General features: G+C 70.9%; 11 protein-coding genes and 2 pseudogenes. 4 read left to right on the top strand and 9 right to left on the bottom strand.

Translation table 11 applies throughout. From position 1 onward, the window contains the following. Positions 1–49 precede the first annotated feature (49 nt). Positions 50–715 carry a TetR/AcrR family transcriptional regulator gene (locus ACZ4VK_RS07745; protein ID WP_468349600.1) on the top strand — a complete coding sequence of 222 codons (666 nt, stop codon included), beginning with the start codon at positions 50–52 and terminating at the stop codon, positions 713–715. A gap of 195 nt (positions 716–910) precedes the next feature. Continuing rightward, entirely contained in the window at positions 911–2,197 is a 1,287-nt protein-coding gene (locus tag ACZ4VK_RS07750) for an aminotransferase class V-fold PLP-dependent enzyme (RefSeq protein ID WP_468349602.1), read from the top strand. Between the two features lie 220 nt (positions 2,198–2,417). Here the strand turns inward: ACZ4VK_RS07750 and ACZ4VK_RS07755 are convergent, their stop codons facing one another. The 9 genes from ACZ4VK_RS07755 to ACZ4VK_RS07795 form a co-directional block, all read right to left on the bottom strand. Next, positions 2,418–3,713, bottom strand: a complete 1,296-nt coding sequence (locus ACZ4VK_RS07755) for an MDR family MFS transporter (RefSeq protein WP_468349604.1) — start codon at positions 3,711–3,713, stop codon at positions 2,418–2,420. After that, positions 3,710–4,846, bottom strand: a complete 1,137-nt coding sequence (locus tag ACZ4VK_RS07760; RefSeq protein WP_468349606.1) for a PLP-dependent cysteine synthase family protein — start codon at positions 4,844–4,846, stop codon at positions 3,710–3,712. The genes ACZ4VK_RS07755 and ACZ4VK_RS07760 overlap by 4 nt, the downstream gene beginning before the upstream one ends. An 82-nt stretch (positions 4,847–4,928) precedes the next feature. Next, positions 4,929–5,327 carry a hypothetical protein gene (locus ACZ4VK_RS07765; RefSeq protein ID WP_468349608.1) on the bottom strand — a complete coding sequence of 133 codons (399 nt, stop codon included), beginning with the start codon at positions 5,325–5,327 and terminating at the stop codon, positions 4,929–4,931. 138 nt (positions 5,328–5,465) lie between these two features. Then, complete coding sequence (locus ACZ4VK_RS07770) at positions 5,466–5,855, bottom strand: hypothetical protein (RefSeq protein ID WP_468349610.1); 390 nt, start codon at positions 5,853–5,855, stop codon at positions 5,466–5,468. 156 nt (positions 5,856–6,011) lie between these two features. After that, positions 6,012–6,836: an SGNH/GDSL hydrolase family protein gene (locus ACZ4VK_RS07775; RefSeq protein WP_468349612.1), complete on the bottom strand. Its 825-nt coding sequence runs from the start codon at positions 6,834–6,836 to the stop codon at positions 6,012–6,014. Between the two features lie 335 nt (positions 6,837–7,171). Then, positions 7,172–8,083 (bottom strand): F510_1955 family glycosylhydrolase, encoded by a 912-nt coding sequence (locus ACZ4VK_RS07780; protein ID WP_468349613.1) that lies wholly within the window; start codon positions 8,081–8,083, stop codon positions 7,172–7,174. 120 nt (positions 8,084–8,203) lie between these two features. Next, positions 8,204–9,478, bottom strand: a complete 1,275-nt coding sequence (locus ACZ4VK_RS07785) for an MFS transporter (RefSeq protein WP_468349615.1) — start codon at positions 9,476–9,478, stop codon at positions 8,204–8,206. 81 nt (positions 9,479–9,559) lie between these two features. Next, positions 9,560–10,090 (bottom strand): carboxymuconolactone decarboxylase family protein, encoded by a 531-nt coding sequence (locus tag ACZ4VK_RS07790; RefSeq protein WP_468349617.1) that lies wholly within the window; start codon positions 10,088–10,090, stop codon positions 9,560–9,562. 33 nt (positions 10,091–10,123) lie between these two features. Then, positions 10,124–10,990 carry a hypothetical protein gene (locus tag ACZ4VK_RS07795; protein ID WP_468349619.1) on the bottom strand — a complete coding sequence of 289 codons (867 nt, stop codon included), beginning with the start codon at positions 10,988–10,990 and terminating at the stop codon, positions 10,124–10,126. A gap of 118 nt (positions 10,991–11,108) precedes the next feature. Here ACZ4VK_RS07795 and ACZ4VK_RS07800 point away from each other — a divergent pair. Both ACZ4VK_RS07800 and ACZ4VK_RS07805 read left to right on the top strand, forming a co-directional pair. Next, a pseudogene (locus tag ACZ4VK_RS07800) lies at positions 11,109–11,183 on the top strand (XRE family transcriptional regulator); the annotation flags it as partial. An 83-nt stretch (positions 11,184–11,266) separates the two neighbouring features. Further along, a pseudogene (locus ACZ4VK_RS07805) lies at positions 11,267–11,904 on the top strand (transposase); the annotation flags it as partial. Between the last annotated feature and the right edge of the window lie 214 nt (positions 11,905–12,118).

The raw sequence follows: 12,118 nt of genomic DNA on the forward strand, positions 1-12,118 counted from the left end.
CTCTGTCAAGTCATTGTGTCACTGTCTCGGCGTCCCGTACGTTGTGGGCATGCCGAAGCTGTGGAACGACACGATCGAGGCACACCGCAGTGCCGTCCGCGACGCGGTGCTCGACGCCGCCGCCGCGCTGGTCGCGGAGCACGGGCTGCTGTCCGTGACGATGTCGCGGATCGCGCAGGAGACCGGCATCGGGCGGGCCACCCTGTACAAGTACTTCCCGGACGTCGAGTCGGTCCTGAGCGCCTGGCACGAGCGCCGGGTCGCCGGCCACCTGGAACAGCTCGAAGCCGTACGGGGCAGGACTGCCGATCCGGGGGAGCGGCTGCGGGCGGTCCTCGACGCGTACGCCCTCATGTCGTACGAGCGTCATGAACACCACGGCACCGAGATGGCGGCGCTTCTGCACCAGGGCCCCGGCATCGCCCAGTCCCTCCGGCGGCTCCTCGAACTGGTCACCGGGCTTGTCGCGGAGGGCGCGGCGAGTGGTGCGTTGCGCCACGACGTGCCCGCCGACGAGCTCGCGGTGTACTGCCTGCATTCCCTCGGCGCCGCGGCGGGGCTCCCGTCGAAGGCGGCGGTGCGCCGGCTCGTCGCCGTGACCGTGGCAGGGCTGCTGCCTGCGGCCCCACGCGTGAATGAAGCCACCGTCGAGGCGGAGGGGCAGTCGGACCACGAACATGGTCGCCATCGTGGCCGTCGCCACGGCGGCCACTGATCGCGGGCACACCCCTTCCCCGGCACTCGCCGACGGTGGCGCCCGCAAGGGCACCTCGATGGTGCCGCCCGGCAAGCGGACCTCGGGTGTGTACTGGCGAGCTCCTGCGGGCACTTTGCGTAACCTCGTCACCAGAAGGGCACCGGACAGAATTTCCGCCACCGCTCCGCCGGTCGCGGTGCGAAGGGGTGCTGGATGTCGATGACGAGTCGGCGCGATCTGCTGGCGCGATCCGCGGGAGCGGTGGCGATCACCCTCGCGTCCAGCGCCTGCACGGCAAGCGCGGGCGCACCGCCGGAGCGGCCGGTCACCACGAGCGACGGGCGTGTGGACTGGGACGCCTTGCGGGCGCAGTTCCGCCTGGAGCCGGGATGGGCGAATCTCGCGTTGTTCTATCTGGCCTCGCATCCGAAGGTGGTGCGGGACGCGGTGGAACATCTGGCGGCACAGGTCGACGCCAATCCCCTCGCGGTGCCCATGGGTCTCGCACTACCCGATGGTCCGACCGGATGGCCGCGAGTACGCCAGGCGCTCGCGTCCTGTCTGGGGGGCCGGGCCGAGGACATCGCGATGACGGCGAGCACGAGCATCGGGCTGGGGGTCTTCTACAACGGCGTCGTGGCGCGTCGCGGGCAGGAGTTCCTGTTGACGGAGCACGACCACAACTCCCATCGCACCGCCGCCCGACTGGCCGCCGACAAGCATGGCTGCACGCTACGACTTGGCTCCTGGTTCGCCGATCCGGCCACCGCGACGACGGACGGCATCGCGGCGGCGGTCGGCGAGGCGATCCGTCCGAGCACCAGAGTCGTGGGGATCACCTGGGTCCAGTCGAGCACCGGGATTCGGATGCCGGTGCGTGCGGTGGCCGACGTGGTGCGCCGGGCCAACGAAGGCCGCAGCCCTGCCGAACGGTGCCTGCTGGTCGTCGACGGCGTGCACGGTCTTGCGGCGATCGACGAGGACGCCGCCGGCCTGGGCGCGGATGTGGTGATCGCCGGAACACACAAATGGTTGTTCGGTCCCAGGGGAACGGGGTTGGTCTGGGTGGCGCCGGACGTCCTCGACCAGATGCGGCCCACGTTCGTGAGCTTCATCAGCGGCGGTGGAGCAGCGCCCTTGTCACCCGGCGGTTTTCTGGCGTTCGAGCATGCCTTCGCCCTGCCGGTGGCGGTGGCGCTGCATGAGCAACTGGGCCGAGCACGTGTGGCCGCCCGCATCACACAGCTGTCGACACGGGTGAAAGAAGGACTGAGACGCATCCCCGGGATCACCGTGCACACCCCCGCCGCCCCGCAACTGTCAGCGGGCATCACCTGTTTCAGCGTGGCCGGACACACCCATCAGCAGGTCGTCGACCACGCCGCACACCACCGGGTGCGGCTGTCCACCTCCACCTACACCCGGATCGGCACTGCCGCCATCAACACTCCGGCCGAGGTCGACACCGCACTGAACAGCCTGGCCGACCTCACCCGCTGACAGCGAGGCGCTCGCGCGTCGCACCGGCGGCGGTCACGAGCAGAACGGCCGGGCGGTCCAGGGCCACTCTGCGGAGGCGGGTCCTCAGGTCCACCGGAACGCCCCCTCGCGCCAGGCGTAACCGACACCGGCGAGCAGGATGTTGAGGAAGAGAAACATAAACGTCGCGCGGGTGAAGACGAGGGGCGGGCGTCTGGGCGCCCGCCCCTCGCCGCAGCAGTCAGACGGTCACGGGTCGAGCGTCGGACGTCGCCGGAGGCGCCGTGAGTCGGCCGGTCCTGTGCAGGCGGTGGAGCGCCACGGTGCACGCCAGGCCGAGCACCGTGAGCGCCAGCCAGGGCAGCGCCGACATCCCGGCCTTGCGGGCCGCGTCGAGTGCCGCGCCCGTCAGCAGGTTGCCGAGCGTGATGCCGATTCCGCAGATGGTGTTGTAGAGGCCGTAGTGCGTGGCGACGAGGCGATCACCCGAGAGCCGGACGATGGTGTCCATCTCGAAGGGGTACGCGATCATCGTCCCGACCGCGAGGAGCAGCGCCGACAGCGTCGGAGGTAGGGCGGCGAGCAGCCACAGGCCGACGCCTCCGGCCGGCACGGGCACGGTCGTGGCGACGAGGAGCGGTAGGAACGCCACTCCCATCGTGAGCAGGCCCTGGGTGAGCGCGCGGCCCGGCTCCATCCGGGCCTTGCACCAGGCCGTCACCCTGGTCTGGAACAGGATCGTGGTGAGACCCGACACGGCGAACAGGACGGCCACAGCCGCTGTGCCGAACGCCCCCTCGCCGCCGAGCCGCCGCACCTCCAAGGGGAGCGCCAGATAGACCTGGAACGACATGACGTACGAGCCGATCATGGCCACCGAGAAGAGCAGGAAGGGGCGGTTGGAGACGATGCCCCGCCACTCGGCGAGGACACCGGTCTCGGCCTTCCCCTTCGCCTCGGTCGCGCGGCGCGCGGGCAGGGCGCGGATCTGCACCCCACTGAGTACGGCGAAGGTGCCGGCGGCCACGAGGCACGTGACGCGGAAGTCGACGCCGGTCAGCACCATGCCCACCAGGGGGCCGAGCAGGATGCCCGCCTGGTAGAAGACGTTGAACAGCGCGAACGCCTCGACCCGGCGCTCGCCCGCGTCGAGGGCGAGGTACGCCCGGGTGGCGGGGTTGAACAGGGCGCCGGCCAGGCCGGTCGCGGCGGAGGCCGCGATGAGCGCGGGCACGGAGTCGACCAGGCCCAGGGTCGCGAAGCCTGCCGTGCGCAGGACGAGGCCGGCGATGATCATCGGCTTGTAGCCGAGGCGGTCGGCGAGGGTGCCGCCGACCAGGAACATGCCCTGCTGGCTGAAGTTGCGGACGCCGAGGATCAGGCCGACGAGCCAGCCGGCGAGCCCGAGCGGTCCGGCCAGGTGCGCGGCGAGGTACGGCATGAGCATGTAGAAGCCGAGGTTGATGGTGAACTGGTTCACCATCAACAGCTGGACGCTGCGTTCGTACGAACGGAACTGGGAGAGGGTGTTCTTCACCGGTCCTGCTCCTCGGCCTCGGCCTCGGCCTCGGCGGCGACGGTCGGCGTGGCTTCGCCTGTGAGGGTGAGCGGGTCGACCACCGTGGTGCACCGGGTCCAGCGGGTGACCTCCTTCTCGTCCAGGCGGCCGATCAGATCCGGTTCGACGGCCGGCGGGCCGTCGAGGAGGCCGTGGGCGGCGCAGTAGTCGTCGTCGTACACGGTGCCGAGATACCGCTGGGGGCCGTCGGGGAAGACGGCGGCGATCCGGGTCTGTTCGGGCATGGTGCGGGCGAGCCATCCGGCGGCCAGGGCGACGGCGCCGACGCTCCAGCCGCCGGTGGCGTAGTGGGAGCCGGCGAGCTGGCGGCAGGTCCACACCGCCTCGCTCGGGGCGACCCAGTGCACCTCGCTGAACTGGTCGTAGGCCACGTTGCGGGGGTAGATGCTGGATCCGAGGCCGCGCATGAGCCGGGGCCGGGCGGGCTGGCCGAAGATGGTCGACCCGATGGTGTCGACGCCGACCACGGTCAGGTCGGGATACAGCCGGCGCAGGACGCGGGACACGCCGGCCGAGTGCCCGCCGGTGCCGACGCTGCACACCAGGACGTCGACGTGGCCGAGTTCGGTGGCGAGTTCGAGGGCGAGCGGGGTGTACGCGGTGGTGTTGTCCGGGTTGTTGTACTGGTCCGGGCACCATGAGCCGGGGTGCCGCGCGAGGAGCTGGGTGACGCGGTACCGGCGGGCCTGCTGCCAGCCGCCGGTGGGGTGCGGCTCGGCGACCACGTCGACCTGCGTGCCGTACGCGGTGAGGAGCCGGGTCATGGACGGTTCCAGGCCCGGGTCGGTGACCAGGGTGACCGGATGGCCGTAGACCATGCCGGCGAGGGCAAGGCCGAGGCCGAGTGTGCCGCTGGTGGACTCGATGATGCGGGCGCCGGGGAGCAGGTCGCCGCGGGCTCGGGCCCGTTCGACCATGTGCAGACCGGGGCGGTCCTTGATGCCGCCGGGGTTGAAGCCCTCGAGCTTGGCCCAGAAGCCGCGGCCCGCGGGGGCGAGCGGCTCCGAGATGTGGAGCAGAGGGGTGTTGCCCACCAGCCCGGACAGGGCGGAGCGGGTGGGGGGCGTGACGTCGGTGGGCGAGGAGTGCATAGTCCGCTCTCGTTTCGGTGGTGCGCGTCGGGTACTCGTTCGGGAACGGGCCGCGGAGTTCGCGGCCCTCGTGCCGAACGGCCTAGACGCGCCACCTGCAGACTCTGATCTGCGTCGAGCGGCCGGTGTCGGCTATGGCCTTCCGCGGTGCGGTGGCTGCCGAGGACTGGAGGCCGGAGGGGACGGGGCCGTCGTCGAAGGACAGCGCCGCCGCGGCGGTGTCGGCTTCGTGCTGCGTGGCGACGAGGGACTGAGGCGCGAGTCCGGACGCCGTGCAGTCGGCTCCGTGGTGGCGATGCGGGTGGTCGGGGACCGGTTCCCCGGCGCGATCGAGGCCCGGGCCGGCCGTCGTGGGCACGGCGACATGACCGGCGGTGTGCCGGGGGACGGAGCCGTCGAGCGGTGGGAAGCAGAGGGCTGCCGAGATGAGCAGCGCGCCGATGACAGCGGCGAACACGGAGCTGTGGTGGTGGCGTTGCACGGTTCCTCCGGGCGGTGCGTACCGTCTGGGTCCCTCGGTGGCAGGAGGGAGCGGTACCCGCGAGAGCTCAGGGGGCAGAACGCGTCGGCTGTTCCCGGCGGAGCGCGGTTGCGCGCGGACCGGCGGGAAAGGAGGGGACTACACCTGGAGGATGGGTGAGGTTCTGGTGACGGGCGCCGCGGGAGCCGTGTTCGCGGGCAGCTCGGTGGCGGCCCGGGCGCACTCGCCGGTGTGACAGGCCCCGGCGGACTGCTTCGACGGGAACGGGATGCTCGGCGCGGGCGTTCCCTGCGTCGGCATCGGCGAGCATTCGTGGCCCGGATGTGCCGGTGCCTGCTCGCCGGATGCCTCGTAGGCAGGGGAGGAAGCGGCGACCGGCGCCGCTGAGATGAACCCGGCGCCTCCGACCTTGTCGGCTCCGTGTCCGGAGACGAGACAGAACAGGAGCGCGGCCATGCCGAGCAGATGCCACAGACCCGCCGTCAGGCGGGAATGGGCAGCACCTGAGCGCGGCCGGGCTGTCATCACACCGTTATCTTAAGCGCATATGCGGCGGGGATCGGAATCTGATCCGAAACGTGGCGGGAACAAGTCGTATGGACGCTCGCTCAGTTGTCTGATTCAGGCGACTCGGTTCCGGCCCGCATCAAGAAAGCGAGAAATGAATTCTTTACGGTCCTCATTTCATGAGGGCGCCTCGCCGGCCGGCCGACTTGTCACTCGGTCACAACGCAGAAACTCGGGGCGCTTGGGCTCAAGGACTTCGCCGGCGTCCTTTCCGAGCAGGTGCTGTCCGAGCCACGGCAGGAAATGCTGCTTGGCCCACCGCAGGTCCTGGAGTCTCTCCGGCTGCCGCGCCGGGAATCGCCGGGCGCCTGACGCGGCTGCGTCACGCGCCGGAGCCAGCCCCAGCACCTCGGCGGTCCGTCGCGCCACGTGCTCGTGACCTTCGGACGACAGGTGCAGTCGGTCCTCGCTCCACGCGAGCGGATGCTGGAGGGACTTCATCGACCACAGGTCGACAAGGAGGCAACCGTGCCGGTGGGCGATGGCGTGAACGTGGGCCGTGTAGGTGGCGATCTTCCCCCGCAGCCGCCGCAGAACGGGTGTGTTCCGTGGGTCGAAACCCGTGAAGACCAGCACCGTGCCCGCGTTGTCGCCGAGCTCGACGACCGCCTCCTCGAAGCGTTCGGTGATGCGGTCCACGGAACTCCCGAACCGCAGGATGTCGTTGCCGCCGGCGCAGAAGCTCACCAGGTCCGGCTTCAGGTCGGCCACGCGTGGCACCTGGTCCGTGATGATCTCGTCGATGACCCGTCCTCGGACGGCCAGGTTGGCGTAGCGGAACGGTACGGGCGAGCGGTGGGCGAGCAGGTCGGCCAGGCGGTCGGCCCAGCCGACGACGGCGCCGTCCGAGGTCTCGTCGCCCAGGCCCTCGGTGAAGCTGTCCCCGAGGGCGACGAAGGAGCCGATCGCGGCTCGGTCATGCGTGCTCCGTACGTCGACCACCGTGCCCGCCTCCCGTTCCTTCGAGTGTCTCGAGGAGCCGATAGGACCGGGCGAGCGCTGTGGCACCGTCGGGCGGAGGGGGGATGACCCGCCCGTCCGTGCCTGCGTCCCAGACGCTGCCCGGTCCTAGCCGTTGGGGCTCGGTCTCCGTGCCGCCGGACGCCGAACCAAGAAGAATCCTGGCCCCGGCGAGGGCCGCCAGCCAAGCGGTTCCGGTTGCGTCTCCACGCGATGGCGTGATGACGCCATGCCCTCCGCCGTGACGGTAGGGCGGCGAGGGCACTCTCCCGGCGGCGGACCTGGCTCGTGCGCCGCGCGGTGTCGGGGGCTGTACGTCAGTGGTGATCGCCGCTCGTCACGGAGAGGCGCTTGGTGAAGCTCTTGCCGGCGTCCTGGGACTCGTAGACACCGTCCTGGGTGGCCGCGAGGATGTGCGTGTCGTCCACGGCGGTCAGAGCCTGCGGATGTCCTCCCGGCACGGTGGCCGTCTTCGTCCAGGTGGCCCCGCCGTCCGCGCTGACGCTGAGGGCGCCGGTGAAGTCGATGCCGAACAGCGAGTCCGGTGCCGCCCAGGACAGGAGTTCCATGGTGGTCCCGTTGCCGGGACCGAAGCTGCCGCCGCCGTCGGTGCTGCGGGCCACGCCGTCTGCCGTGGTCGCGGCGACCTGGTTCGGGTCCGACGGGTCGACGGCGAAGTCGAAGGCCTGCAGACGGGCCCGGTCCTGCCAGGTCTTCCCGTCCTTGCTCGTGCGCAGCAGGCCGCCGGTGCTGTCGTAGCCGTAGATGACGCCCTTGGAGTGGTCGAGGGAGTGGAAGTCCGCCTCGCCCTGGAGCGAGACGGCCGCCCAGGACTTGCCGGCGTCGGTGCTCTTGATCAGTCCGTGGTTGTCGGGCCTGCCGCTGCCGGGCGCCGGGTGGCCGCTGGCCAGGAAGGTCGTGGCACCTGCCACGGTGAAGCCCATGAAGTCGTCCTTGCTGGCTCCGACCCGCTGGGGGTTCCCGGCTTCGTCCCGGGTGTAGATCCCCTCGTGCGTCGCGACGTAGAGCTTGCCGTCCGCGGGGTCGACTCCCAGCCCGTGGATGTGGCTGTGGAGGGCGGCCTGGGAGTCGGCACCCTCGGCGGGGGCGCCGTCACCGCTGGTGCCTCCGCCGCATGCGGCCAGGAGCAGGGCGCCGGCCACGACGGAGCCGAGGGTGGCGAGAGAGCGGTTGCGCGCCGCACGGAGCGGAGGGGCGGATGCGGGCATTGCGGTTCACCTCGGTGTGTCGGTCGTACCGGCGCGCGGGAGACTATCAACCCTGCCGGCAGGGCCGTCCGCCCACCCGTTGCGCCGCGAACCCCTACGAGAAGTGATGTACGTGTCGCTTCAGGCGGCCTTGGCCAGCGTGGACCGGTCGGTGCCGAGCGCGTGCCGGGTGGGTGTCGTGAGTTCGGCCGTGGCTCCCCGTCCGTCGTGGCGCGGCCACAGGAGGAGGGCGCCGACGGCTCCCGTCCCGGCGAGGGCCGCGAGGACGGACCAGGTGAGGGCGAAGCCGGCGTTCGTGCCGAGCCACCCCGCGAGGGGATAGGTGATCAGCCAGGCCAGGTGGGAGAGGGAGAACTGGGCCGCGAAGGCCTCGGGGATCGCGTTCCGTCCGACGGAGGCGCGCAGGACCTTGCCGGTCGGTGTGATGACAAGGGCCATGCCGACGCCGATCACGGTCCAGATGATCGCCGTACCGGTCCATGTGGTGAGGCCGGCCGCGAGGAGCGTCACCGCGGCGGTCGTACCGCCGACGAGGACGCCGGCACCGGTCATCATGACGGTGCGGGCGGTGATCCGGTCGAGCACCCGGGGGAGTACGAGGGCGGCCAGGAGGGTTCCCGTGCCGGAGGCGGCGAGCATCCAGGCGACGTCCGACTGCGAGCCGCCGAGCTCGTCACGGACGTGGTTGACGGTGTTGACGACGACGATCGACCCTGCCGCCGCGACCACGAGGTTGAGCGCCATGACGCCGCGCAGCCGCGGCGTCCTGACGAAGGTCACGATCCCGGCCGTCGCCCTGTCCCACGCCTTGGCGTGGGTGCTGGGGCGGGCGTCGGGGATACGCGTCGACAGGACGAGCAGGGCGGAGACGAGGAATCCGGCGGAGGTGCCCAGGAACAGCCGGTCGAAGCTCAGGAACGTCAGGGCGACGGCTGCGAGGACGGGGCTGAGCAGGCTCTCCATGGTGGAGGCGACCTGGGAGGCGGACAGCGCACGTGTGTAGTCGGACTCGTCGGTGACGATGTCGGGGATGACGGCCTGGAACGTCGGGGTGAACGCCGCGGAGGCGGACTGGAGCAGGCCGATCAGGACGTAGACGTGCCAGACCTCGGTGACCAGCGGCAGTGCCAGGACCACCATGCCGCGGACCGCGTCGAGCACGAACAGGAAGGTTCTCCGGGGAAGCCGGTCGACGTACGCGGCAGCCAGCGGGGCTATGACCACGTACATGACCATCTTGATGGTCAGGGCGGTGCCGAGGACCATTCCGGCGCGCGGCCCCGCGAGGTCGTAGGCGAGCAGTCCGAGGGCCACGGTGGTGAGCCCGGTCCCGAACAGGGCGATGACCTGGGCACCGAAGAGGTGACGGTAGTCGCGGAGGGCGAACAGACGCATGGCGGGTTCCTTCCGTGTCCATGCGGCGGGGCACGCCCCCGAGGTGGAGGCCGTGCCCCGCGCGTACAGGCGGGCTTGTCCCTACGCACCGGAGTCGCTCCCCGGTGTCAGGCCGGCGAGCAGGTTGAAGGCGCCGGTGAGGATGTTGAGCGAGACGACGCCGACGACATCGGCGATCGCGCGGTCGCTGTAGCCGTGCTCACGCAGCGCGTTGACCTGTTCGTCGGTGATCGACGTCGGCTCGCGATAGACCTGAAGGGCGACGGTGATGATCGCCGCGATCGCGGGATCGGCCGAGGTGCCCGCGTGGGCGCGCTCGATCTCTTCCTCGTCCACTCCCAGGGCGCGGGCGGCACTGACGTGCGAGTCGAGGCACAGCCCGCATCCCTGCAGGGCCTGGACCGCGATCGAGATCCGTTCGCTGATCCTGCGGTCGAGCTTGGCCCGTCCCATGGCGCGGCTGAGCTGGAGGTATCCGCCCAGTACGGCAGGCGAGTGCGCCATCGTCGAGACCATGTCACCGATCTGGCCATGGCGGGTGACCAGGTCGGCGAGGAGGTCGCGCGAGGCGCCGACGGCCGTGTCGGGCGTGAGTCGGGTCAGGCGGGGCATGACGCTCCTTTCGATGGGGTGTTGGTGACGCGGTCAGTGGTGGGCGTGGTGGCCGTGGTGGTCCCCGTGCTCGTGCGCGCCCTGGGCCGCCGCGTGGGGGCCGGGAGCGGCGGTGGTGGTCCGTACCGTGAACTCGGCCGTCCGTACGACGTCGTCGTGCTGGAAGTCCAGGTACAGGCGGTAGGTGCCGGCCGACGGGGCCACCGCCATGAAGGCGATCTCGGGTCCCGGTGCGGTGACGCCGTCGCCGGGTTCGCCCTCCGGGTGGACGTGGAGGTAGCCCAGGTCGCCGACGCGCAGGGCCACGAGGTGCCCGTACGCGGCGAGGTAGGGCTGCAGGTCGGTGACGGGGCTGCCGTTACGGCTGACGGTGAGGGTCAGCGCGCTCGCCGCGCCCGGCACGAGCTCGCCGTCGAGCGCGACGGTGTACTCGCCGATCCGCGCGACCCCGGTGGCCTCGGGGAGCGGCCGCGGGTCGTACGGCCCGGCGACCGCGACGTCGATCCCCAGCGTCAGGGTCCCGTCGTGGCCGGCCGGGTGGATGTCGGTGAAGAACCTCCAGTCGCCCGGCTCCAGGGCCAGTTCGGTGCTCCAGGTGCCCTTCTCGTCCCTCACCGGGTGCACGTGCTGGAATCCGGCCGTGTCGCGCCGGACGGCGATGAAGTGCAGTTCCTTCTCGTGCTCGGGCACGAACTCGGTCACGGCCTGTCCGTCGGGGCCGATGACCTTGAAGCTGACCGGCTGCACGCCGGCGGTGAGGATCGTCGCGTCGAGCTCGAGGGTGTACCCGTTCGCGGACACGGCAAGGCCACCGGCCTGCGCTCCGCCGTGGCCGCCATGACCGGAGTGGCCGCTGTGGGTCCCATGCTCGGTGTGGTCGTGGCCGGTGTGGTTCTGCATGGCGTCTTCTCCCCTGAGGTGCTGCGGTTCTGGCGTTGTCCGTTCAGGACGACGAACATAACCATATACCCCCGGGGGGTATTCCGGGAGCGTGGATGTGGAAATCTCGCGAGGGGCCGCCGAGATCAGTAAGAGCGCCCTGGTCGGCCTGGAGAAGGCCCAGGGCAACCCCTGCTTCGCCACCCTGGTCCGGTGGTGCCGGCGGTGCTCCCGGCGGCTAGGCCGTGTTTTTGAAAGTCGGATCCGTTCCTCGTCCTGCATCTAGATGATCTAGGTGTGGGGCGAGGGGATCTTTCAGACGAGCAGTGCGTGGTCCTGGAGACCTTCGGTGGGCTGGCGGAAGCTGATCGACGGGATCCGCTGGCGGGTGCGGACCGGTGCTCCGTGGCGGGATCTGCCGCAGGAGTACGGCCCTTGGCAAACGGTCTACGGACTCTGCCGTCGCTGGCAGCGGGACGGCACGTGGCCGACGGTGCTGACCAGGCTGCAGGCCCGGGCGGACGCGGCCGGGCTGCCACCGCCTGGGCCGGTCCCGAGGAGGCTTCACCACCAAGATCCACCTGGCCTGCGAACAAGGCCAACGGCCTCTGTCCCTGCTGGTCACCGCCGGACAACGCGGCGACAGTCCTCAGTTCGCCGCCGTCCTGAGAGCCATCCGAGTCCCTCGCATCGGGCCGGGCCGTCCCCGTGTCCGGCCGCTGCGGGTGCGGGGCGACAAGGCGTATTCATCCCGCGACAACCGGGCCTACCTGTGAAAGTGGGGCATCCGCTGCACCATCCCCGAGCCGGCTGACCAGGCCGGCAACCGCAAGCGACGCGGGAACACGGGCGGGCGGCCTCCGGCTTTCGATCGCGACGACTACAAGGCCCGGCACGCGGTCGAGTGCGGGATCAACCGGCTCAAACGGCCTCGGCGTGGGTGAGCAGAGCGAGACGGGGCTCGTCGGAGTAGGTGCCGGTCACAGGGGCGGTGTCATGGTCCACGCCCTCTTCAACGGCACCCGCCTGGGCCATGGCACGGGATGGCGATGCGAGCCGTCCCCGTACGCGGGTCAGGCCGCTCCGGCCACCTGCAGACCGCCCTCGTGGGTCCAGCCCTTCACCGGGCGCGTCTCGCCGCCGATGGTG

Source organism: Streptomyces sp. NPDC028711 (assembly GCF_055565415.1).

Bases quoted from the DNA above. Each gene is read 5' to 3' on its own strand.
- ACZ4VK_RS07760 (WP_468349606.1), bottom strand. From the start codon at position 4,846: ATGCACTCCTCGCCCACCGACGTCACGCCCCCCACCCGCTCCGCCCTG.
- ACZ4VK_RS07780 (WP_468349613.1), bottom strand. From the start codon at position 8,083: ATGCCCGCATCCGCCCCTCCGCTCCGTGCGGCGCGCAACCGCTCTCTC.
- ACZ4VK_RS07795 (WP_468349619.1), bottom strand. From the start codon at position 10,990: ATGCAGAACCACACCGGCCACGACCACACCGAGCATGGGACCCACAGC.
- ACZ4VK_RS07790 (WP_468349617.1), bottom strand. From the start codon at position 10,090: ATGCCCCGCCTGACCCGACTCACGCCCGACACGGCCGTCGGCGCCTCG.
- ACZ4VK_RS07745 (WP_468349600.1), top strand. From the start codon at position 50: ATGCCGAAGCTGTGGAACGACACGATCGAGGCACACCGCAGTGCCGTC.
- ACZ4VK_RS07785 (WP_468349615.1), bottom strand. From the start codon at position 9,478: ATGCGTCTGTTCGCCCTCCGCGACTACCGTCACCTCTTCGGTGCCCAG.
- ACZ4VK_RS07750 (WP_468349602.1), top strand. From the start codon at position 911: ATGTCGATGACGAGTCGGCGCGATCTGCTGGCGCGATCCGCGGGAGCG.